11 protein-coding genes are annotated in these 19,386 nt (G+C 39.6%); 8 read left to right on the plus strand and 3 right to left on the minus strand.

The window, feature by feature from the left end; translation table 11 throughout:
- Positions 1-24: 24 nt before the first annotated feature.
- The gene (locus QA584_RS05675; RefSeq protein WP_278273540.1) at positions 25-1,197 is read right to left on the minus strand and encodes a GntR family transcriptional regulator; all 1,173 of its coding nucleotides are present in this window, start codon (positions 1,195-1,197) and stop codon (positions 25-27) included.
- A 323-nt stretch (positions 1,198-1,520) separates the two neighbouring features.
- Between QA584_RS05675 and QA584_RS05680 the strand changes: the two genes are divergently transcribed.
- The 5 genes from QA584_RS05680 to QA584_RS05700 all read left to right on the plus strand — a co-directional run bounded on the left by QA584_RS05680 (position 1,521) and on the right by QA584_RS05700 (position 10,818).
- The gene (locus QA584_RS05680; protein ID WP_278275114.1) at positions 1,521-2,483 is read left to right on the plus strand and encodes an ABC transporter permease; all 963 of its coding nucleotides are present in this window, start codon (positions 1,521-1,523) and stop codon (positions 2,481-2,483) included.
- A gap of 109 nt (positions 2,484-2,592) precedes the next feature.
- Complete coding sequence (locus tag QA584_RS05685; RefSeq protein ID WP_278273541.1) at positions 2,593-3,480, plus strand: carbohydrate ABC transporter permease; 888 nt, start codon at positions 2,593-2,595, stop codon at positions 3,478-3,480.
- Between the two features lie 127 nt (positions 3,481-3,607).
- On the plus strand, positions 3,608-5,176 hold the full coding sequence (locus tag QA584_RS05690) for a DUF3502 domain-containing protein (protein WP_278273542.1): 1,569 nt from the start codon (positions 3,608-3,610) through the stop codon (positions 5,174-5,176).
- 180 nt (positions 5,177-5,356) lie between these two features.
- Complete coding sequence (locus tag QA584_RS05695; RefSeq protein ID WP_278273543.1) at positions 5,357-8,065, plus strand: alpha-mannosidase; 2,709 nt, start codon at positions 5,357-5,359, stop codon at positions 8,063-8,065.
- Positions 8,066-8,199: 134 nt separating this feature from the next.
- On the plus strand, positions 8,200-10,818 hold the full coding sequence (locus tag QA584_RS05700) for a glycoside hydrolase family 3 C-terminal domain-containing protein (RefSeq protein ID WP_278273544.1): 2,619 nt from the start codon (positions 8,200-8,202) through the stop codon (positions 10,816-10,818).
- A 316-nt stretch (positions 10,819-11,134) separates the two neighbouring features.
- Here the strand turns inward: QA584_RS05700 and QA584_RS05705 are convergent, their stop codons facing one another.
- Complete coding sequence (locus QA584_RS05705) at positions 11,135-12,001, minus strand: AraC family transcriptional regulator (protein WP_278273545.1); 867 nt, start codon at positions 11,999-12,001, stop codon at positions 11,135-11,137.
- A 140-nt stretch (positions 12,002-12,141) separates the two neighbouring features.
- Here QA584_RS05705 and QA584_RS05710 point away from each other — a divergent pair, with 140 nt between their 5' ends.
- Complete coding sequence (locus QA584_RS05710; RefSeq protein ID WP_278273546.1) at positions 12,142-13,464, plus strand: family 43 glycosylhydrolase; 1,323 nt, start codon at positions 12,142-12,144, stop codon at positions 13,462-13,464.
- Between the two features lie 36 nt (positions 13,465-13,500).
- On the opposite strand, the gene QA584_RS05715 is transcribed toward QA584_RS05710, so the two are convergent.
- Positions 13,501-14,313, minus strand: a complete 813-nt coding sequence (locus QA584_RS05715) for an AraC family transcriptional regulator (RefSeq protein WP_278273547.1) — start codon at positions 14,311-14,313, stop codon at positions 13,501-13,503.
- Between the two features lie 312 nt (positions 14,314-14,625).
- Here QA584_RS05715 and QA584_RS05720 point away from each other — a divergent pair, with 312 nt between their 5' ends.
- Both QA584_RS05720 and QA584_RS05725 read left to right on the plus strand, forming a co-directional pair.
- Positions 14,626-17,622, plus strand: coding sequence for a glycoside hydrolase family 2 TIM barrel-domain containing protein (locus QA584_RS05720; protein WP_278273548.1), 2,997 nt, complete (start codon positions 14,626-14,628; stop codon positions 17,620-17,622).
- A 266-nt stretch (positions 17,623-17,888) separates the two neighbouring features.
- Positions 17,889-19,304 carry an alpha-L-fucosidase gene (locus QA584_RS05725; protein WP_278273549.1) on the plus strand — a complete coding sequence of 472 codons (1,416 nt, stop codon included), beginning with the start codon at positions 17,889-17,891 and terminating at the stop codon, positions 19,302-19,304.
- Positions 19,305-19,386: the final 82 nt, after the last annotated feature.

Consider the following 19,386-nt stretch of genomic DNA (forward strand, 5'->3'; position numbering starts at 1 on the left):
TTACTAAATAAGCCATTAACCCCCCTATTGAGAGGGAGGCAATGTGGAACCACGCACAATTAATTTAACTGGAACAGCGCTTTTTTGAACCGGATAGCCAGGGTCTTTTAAAGAGGATAATAAAATCTGGCTGATCTGTTTGCCGATTTCGGGAAAATCCTGACTTACGGTGGTGATACCCATTTCAGTTTTCTGTGCCCAAACGGTATTATCAAAACCGCAAATGCTAAGATCTTCCGGTACTCTGATGTTTAATTCCTTGCAGGCCCAGATTACGGAATAAGCTACCTGGTCATTTTCTGTTTCAATGGCTGTAACACCGTTAGAGTATAATCGGCTGATTACAGAATTTAACTGAGGGATGCTGGTGTGGGAGATAGCAGTATGTTCCGTTAAAAACCCAAGGCCGCTTGCAACATTGTCCATATTCACCGATATACTGTGTTTGCGGAGAGTGTGGATGAATCCGCCGAAACGGTCGCGGACAGAAGACGTTTCATCAATGGATGCATTAGATAAAAAGGCAATCTTTTTGTGACCAAGTGAAATAAGGTGTTCCGTTAACAGCTTACCGCCTTCAAAGTTATCCGATACCACGTTATGAATATAAGAACAATCATTGGTTTTATCGATGATAACAACTGGCTTTCCGTTGATTACAAAATTGTTTAAAAGATCTAAATAAATTTTGTTGCTTTTCGGGTAATATACTATACCGGCAATGTTCTGCTCCAATAACTGACGGATCGTGTATTTTTCCTTGGAAGCGTTCTCACTGGTGATATAGATCCCCATAAAATATCCTGCTTTATTAAGGCTGGTACTGACTTCCGTCACCGTATCGATTAAACCGCCCTTTGCTGTATCAAAAGGAAGTAAAAAGGCGAAGGTGTTGGAAGCCTGGGAAGGGATTGATATATTGGGCTTCTTTGCTGCCGAATCTCTGACTACAAAACTTCCCACACCTCTTTTACGGTATAGGATACCCTGATGCTCCAAATCCGTAATTGCCCGTTTCGCCGTTATCCTGCTTACCCCGTATTGGAGTGAAAGCTGTTTTTCGGTACAAATTGGCTCATCATAAGAAAAATTACCGCTTTGGATTATATTGTAAATGTCATCTATAATAATTTCGTATAAATTTTTTTTTGCCGTCTGATTCGTTTGATTATTGTCATTATTAATGTTTTGATCCATTATACCACCTCCTTTTATAGGATTATGTATTTCTGTAAATATAGTATATCAAAGTTGATATATTGTCAAACATTAGATAAAAAAATGATTTGAAAAATTATTTTACAGATTAATAGAAATATATTGACGGTATGATATATCAATAAAAACACTAAAAGCTGAGCAAAAATTAGTAATAAAAGTAAAATATGACGAGAAAATAATGTTAATAGTAAAATTAGTATACAATTTAAATAATGATAATTAAAATATTCATTGACATATCATAAAAGATATGTAATAATATGATATATCAAATGTATGGAGGAGGCAGCTTGAAGAATATGAAATCGAAGGCACAGAAAAATGGAACAGTTAATAAAAAGCACAAGTTACTTGTGGATCTTAAGAATGGGTGGCAGTTATATGTAATGGCTTTGCCGGCAATCGTATTGCTTTTCCTTTTTGCATACATGCCGATGGCCGGCCTTGTAATTGCTTTTAAACAATATAATTTCAGACAGGGTATCTGGGGCAGCGACTGGATGCATCCTTTATTTAAGAACTTTGAGATACTATTTAAGCACAATGATGTAGCAATGGCTGCTATACGTAATACACTCTTGCTTAATATTTTATTTATCTCAGTCGGTACCATTTTTGCATTGTTACTGGCACTATCCTTAAATGAATTAGCCAATAAGCATTTAAAGAAGATTACTCAGTCACTTACGTTTCTCCCATATTTTATATCAACCGTAGTAGTAGGTATATTTGTAAGCGGGCTTTTAGGATATGAAAACGGAACACTTAATAAACTCATTACATCATTTGGCGGTGAGAAAGTAGCTTTTTACCAGCATGCAAGTTATTGGCCATTAATTCTGCTTTTGGTTAATATCTGGAAAGGTGCAGGCTACAGTGCGGTTATTTATCTTGCAACTTTAAGCGGTATTGATGAATCTTATTATGAAGCAGCACAGATCGACGGCGCCACCAGATGGCAGCAGATCTGGAATATCAGTCTTCCTCTTATGAGACCAACCGTTGTTGTTATGACATTACTGGCAGTTGGTAAGATTATGAATGCGGATTTCGGTTTGTTCTACAATATAACCGGAGCTATGCCGACCCTGTACAGCACCACGGACGTATTGGATACATATATATTCAGGGCATTAAGGCAGACAGGAGATATTGCCATATCTTCTGCAACAGGTTTCTTCCAGTCCACCATATCCTTTGTTCTTGTTATCGTATGTAACTGGCTGGCAAGACGTTATGAAAAGGATGCGGCGTTGTTCTAAAAATTACCTCCTCAATTGTAATTCAATGTATTTACAGAAAGAGTTTAATTATCGGTTTGGATTCTGAGGACGATTAACAGAACAATAGAAAATAATGGAGAATAAAAGAATGAGAAAAAATAGACTATCAATAGGAAAAATAGTAGTTGTTTTATTTGTTATCGCATTTTCCCTGGCCTGCCTTTATCCTTTCTTAATGGTTATAGGCGGATCGTTAACAACAGACTCGGAAGCAGCTAAATACGGATTCAGCATAATACCAAAGGATCCAACCCTAGCAGCATATAAAATGTTATTTGCCAATAAGACTACCATATTAAACGGTTATAAAGTTACGTTATTCGTAACGGTTGTGGGTACTATTTTATCGGTTATTATAAACGCAATGATGGGATTTGTTCTTTCCAGAAGAAATCTGAGGTTTAAAGGAGTCATTAATTTATACGTATTAATCACTATGTTATTTAATGGCGGTATGGTTCCCTGGTATATTGTCTGTACCAGATACCTCCACTTAAAAGATACCATCTGGGCACTGATTGTACCAAGTCTTGTCAGCGCCTGGTATATCTTCCTGGTCCGCAACTACTTTACCGGTATACCGGACGAAATGTGGGAATCTGCTAAACTGGACGGTGCAAGTGAGTTTACCATATTCAGAAAGATTTATTTATCACTGGCCAAGCCGGTTATTGCAACCATTATTCTATTTGCAGCCCTTGGGTTCTGGAACGATTGGTGGTTAGGTTTGATGCTGATCGACAATTCAAACCTACAGCCGCTGCAGATGCTCCTTCGTACCATAGTTGCTAATATCCAGTTCTTACAGACCATGGGTGATAAATCTGCCGAGGCACAGGCTTTACTGGCTTCTGTTCCCAGCGACGGTGTAAAGATGGCGATGGTTATTATCACTACCGGACCTATTATTCTTTTATATCCATTCCTGCAAAAGTATTTTATAAAGGGTATCATGGTCGGTGCAGTAAAAGGCTGATAATAATTTAAGTATAAAGCCTGAAAAAGCAATACAATCTGTCAAAATTTTTATTTTCTAATCAAATGATTACAATGGAAGGCAATAAAGCCATCCTGTAATAAATTTAAAAAAGGAGAGAAGAGCTATGAGAAAACAAAGTAGAATGATGCTTCGTTACTTTCTATGCTTGTTACTTGTGATTTCCATGCTTGCTGGGTGCAGTGGCGGTAAAGGAACCAAAGAGACAGGTGAAGGGGCAGGAACAGGGGAGACAGCTTCAACAACTAGTAATGGGGGAGACACAGGAACTGGTACTACCGATTTAAAACCTGTAACATTACACTTCATTTTTTACGGAGACAAAAAAGCCGCATCAGATGACGTTTGGAAACAGATAGCTGACTACACAAAAGACACATTAAATGCAACTTTTGATGTACAGTTTATTGCAGGTACTGACTTTACACAGAAATTACTGGTTAAAGCAGCTGCAGGTGACCAATGGGATTTAAACTTTGACAGTGACTGGACTTGTTACTATCAGATGATTGCAAATGATTCCTATATGGCATTAGATGATTTACTGCCTAAATATGCTCCTGATTTATATAAAGTATACCAGGACAAAGGAATTTTAGATGCAGCGAAATCCAAAGGAAAGATCGTATCACTTCCTTGGACAATGTCCATGAACAACCGTACATTCTTCCAGTGGAGAGGCGACCTTACAGACAAAGCAGGTATTACTGTTGATAAAGCAAGCCTTAAGGACTGGGCTGGTGTCGATACCTTTGTACATCAGTTAAAGCAGGCATATCCTGATAAATATATCCTTGAAAATGCAGGTATCATCGGATCACAGGAAGGTTTAATGGAAATCGGCCACGGTCTTGCAATTAACTTAAATGATCCTACCTGTAAGGTAGTAGCATTAGAAACAACACAGTCTTATATGGACAAAGCGAAATATGCTGAAAAATGGCAGCAGGACGGCATTATCTGGAAAGATATCTTAACCGATACGACTGACCATAACACATACATTAACGAAGGTAAGTTAATAACCAAATGGGGTACTCACGAATTCAGTAATCAGAAGAGAGCATGGTTAGATGAAGGCGCCCGTTGGGATTATACCGAAGTATATCCGGACGGACTTTATGCAAACAGATCTCCATTATCTAACTTAGTAGCAATTCCTGCATCCAGTGAAAATCCTGAAAGAACTTTAATGTTCTTAAATATGTTGGAAAAAGATCAGAAATTATATGATATGGTTCAATATGGTATCGAAGGTACAACTTATAACTTAAACGGTGATGAAGCTGTATTCCCGGATGGAATGAACGCAGAAAATTCCAACTATATGGAATGGGGCGGCCGTTGGGCACTTTGGAAACCACAGTTTATGCGTCCTGATGCTTCTTACGGTCAAGGTTTCTGGCAGGCAGAAGCTGATTATGCAGCATCCCTTCCTCAGAACGTAAACAGTCCGTTAAACGGATTTAACTTTGACGTAACTAATGTTAAGACTCAGGTAGCTCAGAGAGATCAGATTTATTCCGATGCTAACAAGCTGATCGAAGTTGGTCTTGCAGGCAAAGCAGAAGATGCTGTTAATAAATTAATCAGCGATTCGAATGGAGCAGGTACAGCCGATATTCTTGCAGAATGCCAGAAACAGGTTGATGCATTCTTGGCAGCAAAGAAATAATCTGGAAGTAACAGAATAATATAAAATAGTATTAGTCTTAAAAAGTAAATATTTAATCATTATACGCAGAATAGAGAAAACTCCTGATTGCTTAAAAAGAATTAAAAACAGATTATCCATCTAACTAAGATAGAAGTTCTTTTAAGCTCTCAGGAGTTTTCAGATTTAAGAGGTAGATCAATGAGTAAAAAAGTAATACATATAGTATCTCATTCCCACTGGGACAGAGAGTGGTATATGCCATTTGAGAAACATCGTTTGAAATTAGTTAATCTTGTAGATGATTGTTTGGAATTATTTGAACATGAAGACGGATTTAAGAGTTTTCATCTCGACGGACAGTGCATCGTACTGGACGATTATTTGGAAGTTAAACCCGAGAAGAAAGAACTGATTAAGAAAAATATTTTAGAAGATAAGTTTTATGTGGGACCCTGGTATATTCTTCAGGATGAATTTTTAACAAACGGAGAATCCAACGTAAGAAATCTTCTTATTGGAATAGAAGAAGCAAATGAATATGGTAAATTGTGCAAAATCGGATATTTCCCTGATGCCTTTGGTAATGCCGGACAAATGCCCCAGCTTTTAAAGCAGGCGGGAATGGATGCGGTTATCTTTGGCAGAGGGGTAAAACCGGTAGGCTTTAATAATGAGGTTATTAAAACCGGTGAGTATGAATCCTTTTACTCCGAAATGCTTTGGAATTCACCGGACGGCAGCGGTTTACTGGGCATATTGTTTGCCAACTGGTACAATAACGGCGCGGAGATTCCGGTTAAGGAAGTGGAAGCAAAAGAATTTTGGGATAAGAAACTCGCAGATGTACTTCGATTTGCTTCCACCGACCATTTATTATTTATGAATGGCTGTGACCATCAGCCGGTACAAAAGGATTTAGCCCAGGCTATTGCGACTGCCAACCGACTGTATCCGGATTATGAATTTGTACATTCCAATTTTAAGGATTATATAACCTGTGTAAAAGAATCCCAGACCAATAAACTATCCACGGTTACCGGAGAACTTACCAGTCAGATGACGGACGGATGGACTACCCTGGTCAACACCACCTCCTCCAGAATCTATTTAAAGCAGTTAAACCGTGAAAATGAAGTATCTCTTTCAAATCTTGCAGAACCGTTAGCCGTATTTGCAGCGGATGCAGGAGCAGCCTATCCTCACGAAACACTAAAATATGCCTGGAAGAAGCTGATGCAGAATCACCCTCATGACAGTATCTGCGGCTGCAGTACCGATGAAGTCCACAGGGATATGGAGACCCGTTTTCATAACAGCTTGCAGGTAAGCACCAGTCTGATCACAGAAAGTATGGATTTCTTGGGAAACCAAATAGATACCTCAGGTTTTAAGGAAGGAGTAGATTATCCTTTTACCGTATTTAATACCACCGGCTGGAAGAGAAGCGGTGTTGTGACGGTTACCCTTGATATTGAAAGACTGTATAAACAGAATTTAAACGTATCCTATCACAAGATGAAAGAGTTAACACTTAAGAAGTTTGTCTTAAAAGATAACAACGGAGCGGTAATACCTTGTGAAATCCAGGATGCAAAGGTCAGATTCGGTTATGACCTGCCGGATGATAAATTCAGACAGCCTTATATGGCCAGATGCGTTACTGTAACCTTTGAAGCAGAAGAAGTACCTGCCATGGGTTACCGGGTATATGCGCTGTCTGCAGCAGAAAGTCCGGTAAAAGTAAATGATTCTTTCGTTATTAAAGACGGTATGGAGAATCAGTTTATAAAGGTTACGATTAATACCAACGGAACCATTAATCTGCTTGATAAGGCTTCCGGTAAATGCTATGAACAGATCTGCTACTATGAAGATACTGGTGATATCGGTAACGAATACATTTACCGTCAGCCGGATGGAGACAAGGCAATTCTTTCAAAAGACAGTACCGCTGCCTCTTTACTGGTTGAAGATACATCTTACCAGGCTGTTTATAAAATTACCCAGACTATAGAAATTCCTGAAAGTGCGGAGGATACCCTCTATGAAGAAATCATTAGTATGACTGATGTTAAGCATAGAAAGGCAAAACGAAGCACGAAACTGTTACCTCTTGAGATTACAACCTACCTCACCCTGGAAAAGAACGGACATGGCGTTAAAGTGCGTGTGGAATTCGATAACAGAATGAAGGATCACAGACTCAGGGTAATTCTTCCAACGGGACTTGATACCAACAGACATTTTACCGATTCCGTATTTGAAGTGGCAGACAGACCAAACCACCACTATCCGGAATGGAAAAATCCAAGCGGCTGCGAACATCAGCAGTGCTTTACCGGTATGAAGGAGGAGAAGGCAGGACTCGTTGCTGCCAACTTTGGATTATATGAATATGAAATACTGCCGGATCAGAAGAATGCCATAGCAATTACCTTACTGCGAGCCGTTGGCGAACTTGGGGACTGGGGCGTATTCTTAACTCCGGAAGCCCAAATACAAAAGAAATGCTCTGCATCCTTTGAAATCATACCATTTGCTGTTAACTCAGAAGAAATGGACCCAATCACAGAAGCTTTTCAATTCCAGGTACCTTTAACTGCCTGTCAGATCTTTATACACAAAGGTTCTCTTCCTCTTGAACAAAGTTATTTGGAATGGGAAGGTCAGGGAATTTATTTAACCGGAATGAAAAACAGACAGGATTCAAGGGACCGGATTGTACGTTTCATGAATGGTACCAGCCAGGTGAGAACCCTGACGCTGAAAAAATCAGATAAGGTAAGCCGTTATTACAGAAGTAATGTAATCGAGGAACACTTAAACGATTTAACCGCTAATGAGAATGGAACCATTACCTTAACAGTAAATCCTTATGAAATAGTAACGATTGGCCAGGAAGCTTAAGATGCAGTATCTGCACATAAAATATTACAGCCGCGCAATCCGGTACGTGGAATCCGGATTGCGTGGAACTTTAGTGCGCAATTTTGCAACGGTCCCATGAACAATAAATCAATACAAAAGGAGAGGCATATATCATGAAATATAAAGATCCTTCCTTGTCACCTAAGACAAGGGCAGAAGATTTACTTAGCAGGATGACCCTGGAAGAAAAGGCAGCCCAGATGGATATGATCCGAGGGGTGGAATTGGCAACGAAAGTCCACGAGGCACATTTTTGCTCTGTAGATGAGAATTCAGATTTTTACTGGGAAAAAGTTGACAAAAGTATCGGTAAGAAAGGAATGGGCTTTGTACATGACGTATATTCTGTTCCGGCTGTACTGAACAAATTGCAAAGGTATATGGTAGAGGAGACCCGTTTAGGTATTCCCTGTATTTTTACCGGAGAAGCCCTGCATGGGTTATCCTATCCGGGAGCTACCGTATTTCCTATGCCCATTAACATGGGTGCGACTTTTCATCCGGAATTAACGAAGGAAGTGGGAGCTGCCATCGCGGCAGAAACCAGAAGCTTAGGGATACATGAAATCCTTGCTCCGAACTTAGATCTTGCCAGGGAACCAAGGTGGGGAAGGGTTGAAGAAACCTTTGGGGAAGATACGTATTTATCTTCTGAAATGGCTTATGCCATCATAACCGGTGAGCAGGGTGAGGATATCAGCCGCCCGGATAAAATCGTATGTGAACCAAAGCATTACTGTGTTCACGGAATTCCGGAAGGGGGTACTAACTGTTCTCCTGCCAGAGTCGGAACCAGAGAAGTGGAGACGGCATATCTGCCCGTATTTGAAGCGGGTATTAAGAAGGCCGGAGCTTATAATGCAATGGCTTCTTATAACTGTATTGACGGGGAAGCGGTGATAGCCTCCGACTATTATTTACGTAAGGTATTAAAAGAACGCTTTGGCTTAAAAGGATATGTCAGAGCGGATTTTGGAGCGGTTAACCGTCTTAAGACCTCCCACCATATGACAACGGACAGCAAAGAAAGCATTCGTATGGCAGTCAATGCAGGTCTTGACGTTCAGGGCTTTGACTTCCCTAACAAGTACTGGGAAGAAACCCTGATGGAACTTGTTAACGAAGGCAAAATTACGATGGAAACCATAGATGAAGCAGTCATGCGTATCCTTACGGTGAAGTTTGAACTGGGTATTTTTGAACATCCCTATGTAGATGAAGCACACTATAAAGAGGTTGTCAGATGTGAAAAACATAAGCAGGTAAGCTATGAAGCTGCCAAAGAATCCATTGTTATGCTTCAGAATAAAAATAATGTGCTGCCTCTCAGAAAAGATGTTAAGTCCATTGCACTTATCGGACCAAGCTCAGGAAGACAGCGGATTGGAAGCTATTCCTCCGAGCCTTATGGATACCGTGTTGAGTCCCTGCTGGAAGCTATAAGCAAAAAAGTAGGTAAAGATACTGTTATCCGCCAGCACGACGGCTGTGCCGTGTCCGAACGTGACATCGCCCTGGTACCAAAAGAATGGTTCCGTGACGGTGTAACCTTGGAGTATTACAATAACCCTGACTTCTCCGGAAGCCCTCTTGGTTCGGATAAAATGAATGCCATTAATTTTAACTGGATACTTGCCAAACCTCACAGAGATCTGGAATTTACCGGTTATTCCGTCCGCATGAGTGGTGTCATAAAAGTAAATACCCATGATTTTACCCAGTCCGAAGAGATCAAAGGAAAACTGGTATTTACCACCGATGACAGCGTCCGTGTCTATATTGACGGTAACTGTGTGATTGACAGTGTGGGAGCAGGAAAACAAAAACTTCCCCAGTGTGCCTTTACCTTCCACAATGGCGCAGAGCATACCCTCTTAGTGGAATATGTATGCGATGTAAACGGTAATAACGTTACTCTGAGCATGGACTTTCATGATGCGTCCCTGGAAGGCGCGGTTGCTGCGGCCAAAGACTCCGAGGTAGTGGTATTAGTTTGTGGTGATGATAAAGTTACCAGCGGTGAAGGTATGGACCGCAGTGAGCTTCGCTTATACGGCAAACAAAGAGAACTGGTAAAGCAGGTATGTGCCCTTGGAAAACCAGTGGTGTTAGTCCTGGAAAACGGCAAGCCCGTTGATTTAAGCTACGAATCGGAGCATCTGGATTCCATTTTAGCAGCATGGTTTGGCGGAGAACGAGGTGCTGAGGCAATTGCCGATGTATTGTTTGCAGAGGTAAGCCCTTCGGGCAAACTCCCCATATCCTTTCCAAAGAATGTGGGTCAGGTTCCCTGCTATTACAGCATGCTGCCAGGAGGAAGTACCGAATATCTGGAGGGAAGCAGAAAACCGCTGTTCTCCTTTGGACACGGCTTAAGTTACTGTGAGTTTAAGTATGAAAATCTTGTAATCAGCAAGAAAGAAAATAAATATGAGTATGAAGTGACCTTAGAAGTAAGCAATTTAGGTACTATGGCTGCCGAAGAAGTTGTCCAGCTTTATGTGGAGGACCTGCAAAGCACCATTGTAACACCAAGAAAGCTTTTAAAGGCATTTAAGCGTATATCCCTGCTTTCCGGAGAAAAGAAACAGGTTAACTTAGCGCTTGATTTTGACAGCTTTAAACTGTTAAACAGAGAATTTAACTGGGTAGTTGAGCCGGGAGATTTTATGATCATGGCCGGAACCTCCAGTGAAGACATCCGTTTATCACAGATGATTACGCTTGATTGAATGCAGTCTTATCAGTGAAAACCGCCACAGAACAGTTAAAGGCAGTAGAAGAATTAAATCAGGCGGCAACAGAACTGGAGAATGATTCACAGAACTTAGAAAAGTCGATTCAGATATTTAAACTGGAATAAAAATTTCAGGTATAGTCCTACGCTATCTTTTATCGGGGTATACTAAGCTCTACCACAAAATTGAATAACACCAATATGGGAAAAACATGCCTTGCAGAGAAAGAATTGCAGGGCTGTTTTGTCATATGAGGAACATAACCTCAGGCTGTCCGGACTGCACTCTGCCCAGCAGCAATCTATGGATATCAATTGTTCTGTCTTAGCTCTCGATATTGTTTTGGGGTAACACCATGAAAGGAATGAAACCGCCTTGTAAAATAATTACTGTCATTAAAACCACTTTGAAAAGCTATTTCAGAAATAGTAAGCTTTGAATTTTTCAATAGGGAACAGGCATGCTGCATTCTCAGGGTGAAAATATATTGTCCGGGTGTAGTTTCATAAGAATCCCGGAATATTCTTGTAAAATGGCGTGGGGAGAGATGGGATTGTTTTGCAAGCTCGCCAATTGATAGTGGGTCAAGGAAGTGACTTTCCATATAAGAGACAGATTTAGCAATATTAACAATATCGTATTTTACAGTTAAGGATGGAAAGCTGTAAGCCCTGGATAAAAATACCACCAGCCTCATAAAATAAGAGGTCATCATAGTTTTCCAGCCATCCGCTTTCTGGTTGTATTCCTGTATCATAGTGTAAATAATATTGTTAACTTCATCAAAATCTGTTATTTGTAATGTCAGCCGGCTCCGAAAACAGTGTTCCATTGATAAATAGGGTTCTATTACAAAGAGTGCATGATATCCGGGTAATTTACGGATGTCTGTTTCGGATGATAATAGTTGCGGACGGTACATTATATTACAGATTCGAAAGTCAGAAGTGTTTTCATATCCATGTGAGGTATTATTACTGATAACAAAAATATCCCCTTTTTTTATTTGGTAGGAATCCTTGTCTACATAATGCTGCGCTGAGCCATTTAGTACGATAACCAATTCGGAAAAATCCTCATGTGTATGCCGGTATAAATCGGTATCGTGAAAACCATACTGAATGAATAAAGGAAAACTTGTATCTTTTGTAAAGGCGTCCAAGGACATAGCTACCATGAAATAATCCCCCTGTTTTTATCTGTCCCTATTATGCTATTTTCTGTCCGGTTAATTATGGTTAATTTATCATGCAATAATTATAATGTGATTTATAACAAAATAACATATAAACTGTATATTTTCAAGGAGGTTTTAGTATGCCTAATCCATATCTTCCCAGATGGGAGTATATTCCTGACGGTGAACCCAGAGTATTTGGTAATCGTGTTTATATTTACGGATCCCATGATAATGCAGGATCTGATAAGTTTTGTGATTATAGGCTGAAAGTCTGGTCTGCCCCGGTAGACAATCTTAATAACTGGACTTGTCACGGCGTTGCATTTTGTACCAGGACAGACGGGGAAAATAAAAGTGATACACCTTGGACGGAAGGTGAGCTTTATGCACCGGACGTGGTAGAAAAAGACGGGAAATATTATCTTTATGCATATATCTTTTATGCGAAGGGCTGTGTTGCCGTCAGTGACAGACCGGAAGGACCTTTTCAATTGTTATCGCAATATAAGGTTCCTGAAAACTCACCGAAGGTACTTTCAGAGGCTGTATTTGTAGATCCGGGTGTGTTAGTGGATGATGATGGCAGAGTATACATATACTGCGGTTATCAGGGTTCATATATGACAGAGATTGATTCCTCGAATATGTATGAAATAATAAGCGGGAGTTTTATTCCTGATATTATCCCAACCGATTCGCCTCATGATTTTTTTGAAGCTTGTTCACTAAGAAAGATTGGTAATACCTATTATTTAATTTACTCGCCTAAAATAGGGAGCAGACTGGCATATGCTACTTCGGCATCACCCAGGGGACCATTTGAATACAGAGGGGTAATCATAGACAATGGGGTTGACTATCCCGGAGGGAATAACCATGGTTCCATATGTGAAATAAACGGTCAATGGTATATTTTTTATCATCGCACCACCAACGGCACCGTTATGTCAAGACGTGATTGTGTTGAACGTATTGAGATAGAACCGGACGGAACCATAAAACAGGTAGAGATGACTTCACTGGGATTTGAAAAGTCGCTTTCACCCTATGAGATAATACCGGCTGATCTTGCATGTGTTTTAAAGGGCGGCTGCTTTATTACTGAGAAAAATATTTTTTCAAGGGTAATAACAAACATAACCACCGGCTGCATCATAGGCTATAAGTATTTTGATTTCGGAGAAGATTTCATCAGCAAAACCATGGAGTTTAATATCAGTATTAATGGTATGGGCTGTAAATCAAAACTGCGAATCTTAATTGACGATTATGAAAACGGTCTGGAAATCGGCAGTGTTGATATCGGATCTGACAGCGGGGTATACATGGGGGCAGTAAAGAATGTTACAGGCAGACATGCAGTATACTTTATTGTTCAAGATAGATATGAGGGGTACTTTACCGATATGTTTAAGGGGAGAAACCTGTTTGAGATAACTTCATTTGTTTTCAGCAAATAAATGGTAAGGAGCATCGCAGGTTATGGTTCCGCTAATTTATAATCCTCTGAATTCCGTTGGAGAAATCATTTCATACTTTTTAAAAACAGCACAAAAATAACTGCAATCATTGTATCCGACCAGGTGGGCAATATCGTTTACAGATAACTTATTTTCCGATAACATTTTTTTTGCATGCTGGATTCTTTTCATGGCGATATATTGAAAAGGCCGCAGATTTAAATGCTTTTTAAATAACTTGCATAAATATTGGGGGGTTATGTTAAAAAGCAGGGACAGTTCTTCTAAGGTAAGGTTCTGATTATAATGGTCGTCAATATAAAGTTTTAATTTGGCAATTATACCGTTTTCGATTAAGGCATCTTCTTCTTGTTTCTTATAAAGCATGATGTAAAAGTCCACCAGTATCTCATATAACGTGCTGGAGGCAATCAGCTTTCCAGTAGTATCGTCGGTTTTTAAGGCACCCAATATTCTTTTAAAAAGGGATTCGGTGTTATTGATATTACTAAGAACACCGACTTTACTATCATCAAATTTCAGTTCAGTTAAAATAGCATCTATTTGATTTCCTGAAAAAGCGATCCACATAACTTCCCATTTCTCGGTAGTCCCATAATATTCATGGGGTGTATTCGCCGTTAAAAAAAAGAAAGCCCCTCTTTCTAAATGAAAGACCTGGTCCTTAACCTTTAATGTCCCTTCACCGCTGATACATATAAATATCTGAGGTACTGGGAATCCTTCTTTCCTAAAAACATGGGGTTGATTATCTTCGCTTCCTATACTAAAAACAATGAAAGGAAGATTTAAAGTAAGGGGATTTATTGGATAAATGGAATAACTCATAAAAACTCCACCTCTTGTTTCATATATTTATAATTGATAATATCATATGATTGACCTCACTTCAATACGTTATATATAATAAGTATAAGTTTATATTCATATATTTATATTTATTATATATAACGTATATTCATATATTTATACCTTGCGTTGTTTAAGAAATATAAACGTAATATTTATCTCGTATGATAGGTTAATGCAAAACCGGATAAGCAGATACCAATTATGCAAGTACTTGAGCAAATTGATGAAGGGAGAGTTCATCTCTCCTTAATATGTAAGCGTGTAATAGCACGCAGATAGGAGCTGAATATGAAGTATTTTTTTCATGAAGACACAGATAAACTTCACGTAAACACAGAACCAAACAGAAATTATTTTATACCATTTTCTAATACCCTCGATCCTTTTGCAGACAGAGAAAACTCGGATCGTTTTCTGCTGTTAAACGGTAACTGGAATTTCCGTTATTACAGCAGTTTTTTAGACGTAGAAGAGGAGTTTCTGACCACAGAATATAAGGATATGATTCCGGTTCCGTCTAACTGGCAGTTACATGGCTATGATAACCCGATGTATTTAAATATCCGGTATCCGATTCCTTATAACCCTCCTTATGTACCCGATGAAAATCCGGTGGGGATTTATAATAGAATTTTTTCTGTGAGTCTGACAGAAGGGTATGAACAGTTTTTGAATTTTGAAGGAGTCGACAGCTGCTTTTATCTGTATATCAATGACACCTTCGTCGGATACAGCCAGGTTTCCCATATGACAAGTGAATTTAATATTACAAAATATCTGACAGACGGAGAAAATAGTATTACCGTTATGGTACTTAAGTGGTGTGACGGTACTTATTTGGAATGCCAGGATAAATGGAGGATGTCAGGAATTATCCGTGATGTTTATATAATTACAAGACCGAGGAAACGAATAAGCAGTTATCAGGTAATTACTGCTTACGACACTGTTAAGAACAGAGTGAACCTGGAAGTAACGGTAAAAACCAATACTCCGGTTAAGGCTGTGTTATATGACAGAGAAGGAAGGGAACTTACAGAAACTTCTGTTAATGAGGGAAAGGCGGTTTTTGAAATAGCTTCTCCGAGATGCTGGAGTGCGGAGAAGCCGTACCTGTATAAACTGGTGCTAAAGACCCAGGAGGAAACAATCGGGGAGAAAATTGGTGTCAGGGATATCAGATTAGAGCAGGGCTGTGTACTTATTAATGGAACGGCCGTTAAGTTTAAGGGGGTAAACCGTCATGACAGTAATCCGGTAACAGGGGCTTATATTACCAAAGAAAATATGCTGGAGGATTTACTTTTGATGAAACAGCATAATATCAATGCCATCCGTACCTCCCATTATCCGAATGCGCCGGTATTTCTTCAACTTTGTGATGAGCTGGGCTTTTATGTAATTGATGAAGCCGATATTGAAGCACATGGCAGTGTAGAAGCTTCACATACAACGGATAATAACGGTGACTATTCCGGTATTGCGCTGCTTGCCAACAGAAAAGAGTTTGAAAAGCCTATTTTTGACCGCATCGATCTGATGATTTCCAGAGATTGGAACCGTCCTTCGGTTATCTTCTGGTCCATGGGAAATGAAAGCGGCTACAGTAAAGCCTTTGAAAAGGCTGCCAGATATATTAAATCAGTTGACAGCACCAGGCTTGTCCACTATCAAAGTATGCATGAATTGGAAGGATCCGAAAAAGCGGCGGATAACGAAGAAACATTAGATGTGGTATCAACCATGTATTCGGCACCGGATTGGATTGAAAAGGAATTTTTGACGAAAGCCGGTGAAAAAAGACCTTTTATACTTTGTGAATATTGTCATTCCATGGGAAATGGTCCGGGAGATTTAGAAGAGTACTGGAAGCTGTTTTATGCTCATGACAGACTATGCGGCGGCTTTGTCTGGGAATGGTGTGACCATGGTGTGGATATGGGGAAGGCAGATAACGGAAAAACCAAATATGCTTACGGAGGAGACCATAACGAACCACTCCATGATGGTAACTTTTGTATAGATGGTTTGGTTTATCCGGACAGAAGACCCCATACCGGCTTAATGGAAGTAAAAAATGTGTATCGTCCAATCCGTGTGAATCCAATATTTACTCAAAAAGGTGTTTATGAATTTTTTAATACCAATGATTTTACTGAATTATCCGAGAACTTAACCTGCAGGTATGAGGTGACAGAAAAAGGGAAGGTAATACTCATTGGTACATTGGAGTTACATGTGCCGGCAAAAACCAAAAAGCTGATTACAATACCGGAATTGGCTGGATTAACCGGTGAAAGTTTATATGTGAGGTTTATTTTTACACAGATTAAGGACACTGTCTGGTCAAAAGCTGGATTTGAAGCCGGATTTGATCAGATTGCCATTAGCGAAAGCAAGAGAAAATTAATTCCTGATAAGTCAGAGAATGCCCTTGATTTAAACGAAGATGACAGGTGGATAAAAATAAGCGGCAATCGGTTTCATTACTGTTTTGATAAGCGCAGGGGATTATTTGGAGAGATGGTGTATGACAATATTAAGCTGATTGAAAAGCCAATGGAATTCAATGCGTTCCGTGCACCTACTGATAATGACTGTGCCGTTAAGAATGATTGGTATAAGTTCCATCTCAATGAGCTGATTACTAAAGTGTATGCAATGGATGCGAGGAAAACAGAGAACTATATAGAAATCACCGGTCATGCAGCATTAGGATGGTATGCTTATCACAACACATTTGAATTGTTCCTTCACATTTATGTATATGGAAGCGGGCAGGTGAAATTTGAAAGTCAGGTGAAAGTGGCCGATAAACGTCCTTATTTACCACGTTTTGGCCTGCGGCTGTTTATGGACAGCAGTTTTTCTAAGGTGGAATATTACGGATATGGTAATATGGAAAGCTATGTCGATAAACATAGAGCTTCCTATAAAGGAATCTTTATGGATCACATAAGCGAAATGCAGGAAGATTATATTAAACCCCAGGAAAATGGATCCCATTATGGCTGTGAATATGTAAAGATCGGAAACGGTAAGGCTGCATTAAGAGTTGAATCAGAAGCGGATTTTTCTTTTAACGCCTCGGAATATTCCCAGGAAGAACTGGCTTTGAAAGCCCATAATTATGAACTGGAAAAGTCCGGTTTTTCAATACTTTGTGTGGATTATAAACAGTCCGGAATCGGCTCGACCAGCTGTGGTCCCCAGTTAGCAGAAGTATACCGTTTTCAGGAAAAGGAATTTAATTTAAGTTTCTTATTTTCACCAGGGAACTCCTGATATGGTGAGAACAAACTAAAAAGTATCTATAAGAAAAGACTAGTGTGCTGTACCACATTTAATCAGCTAACCGCGCACTAGAGCAGTAAACATGGAACTTTCTTTAATGCGCAGATAAGAAAAGTTCCATGGAACTTTTGTGAATAAAAGTGAATGAAGAAAGCCTCTTTCATAACAGAATTGAATTCGTTAAGATTAATATGTGAGACGGAATATCGGGATTAAGTTTCGCTTACCGATGGAATCGGAATCAGGAAGGAGAAGACATGAAAGAAATTGATAATCGTTTGGTACAAATCGTTCCAAGTGAAAGACAGTTAAACCACCAGAAGCTGCAGTTCTACAGCTTTGTACATTTTACCTTAAATACTTTTACAGATAAGGAATGGGGTGACGGAACAGAAGAACCCGCCATCTTTAATCCGGAGAAATTAGATGCTAAGCAGTGGGTGGATTCCATTAAAGCTGCTGGTATGAAGGGTCTTATTCTGACCTGTAAGCATCATGATGGGTTTTGCTTATGGCCAAGTAACTATACAGAGCACACCGTCGCAGCTAGTCCGTATAAAGAGGGTAAAGGAGATATTGTAAAGGAAGTATCCAAGGCTTGTAGTGATGCCGGTATTGCATTTGGTGTTTATCTGTCTCCCTGGGATAGAAATAATAAATCTTATGGACAGGGTAAAGAATATGATGACTTTTTTATTCATCAGCTGGAAGAGCTCTTAACTAATTATGGTGAGGTTTTTACAGTGTGGTTTGATGGTGCCTGTGGTGAGGGTCCAAATGGAAAGAAGCAGATTTATGACTGGGACCGTTATTATGAAGTAATACGCCGTTTACAGCCGGGTGCCTGTATCTCAGTATGCGGACCCGATGTCCGCTGGTGCGGGAATGAAGCAGGTGATACGAGAGCCTCGGAGTGGAGTGTTGTTCCCATGAGAACCCGTGATACCGAAAAAATCGCAGAAAACAGCCAGCAGCAGGATGATGATTGTTTCAGGGAACGTAATATTTCCGCACATGATGCAGATCTTGGAAGCCGTGAAATTCTTGATAAGGAAAAAGAATTGATCTGGTATCCGGCAGAGGTTAATACCTCGATTCGTCCGGGCTGGTTTTACCATGAATATGAGGATGATAAAGTAAAGCCTTTATCAAAATTAATTCATATATATAATAATTCGGTAGGAGGAAATGCTACCTTCCTGTTAAATATCCCTCCGACAAAAGAAGGATTATTTCATGAGAATGATGTGAAAAGACTTCATGAAATTGGAGCTTATCTGAAACAAGCCTATGGAAAGAATCTAATGGATCTTGCAGAGTTGAAAGCGGATTCCTTCATGCCCGGATTTGATATAGAAAATGTCAGAACGGATGATTATGATACCTATTTTAGAACCAATGACGGAGTAACAGATTGTATGATTCACCTTATGTGGCGCGAAAAGGTTGAGGTTAATCACCTTGTACTTAAAGAGAATATTCGTTTGAGCCAACGGATTGAGAAGTTTGAGGTACAGTCATTAATAGATGGAAATTATAACACGATATATGAAGGAACGGTTGTTGGACATAAAAAAATAATACCATTGGAAAACATCAGCACCTCAGAAATAATCATACGCATACTGGATGCAAGGGTAGCACCGACCTTATCGTTTCTTGGTGTATATTAAAGCAGGAGTGGATATCCTGTGATTGTATATTACAGGGACAGGAGAACTATATTTTACCTGGGTTAAAAATGGTTCCATGGAA

This window comes from Anaerocolumna sp. AGMB13025, assembly GCF_029689925.1.
GTDB lineage: Bacteria > Bacillota > Clostridia > Lachnospirales > Lachnospiraceae > Anaerocolumna.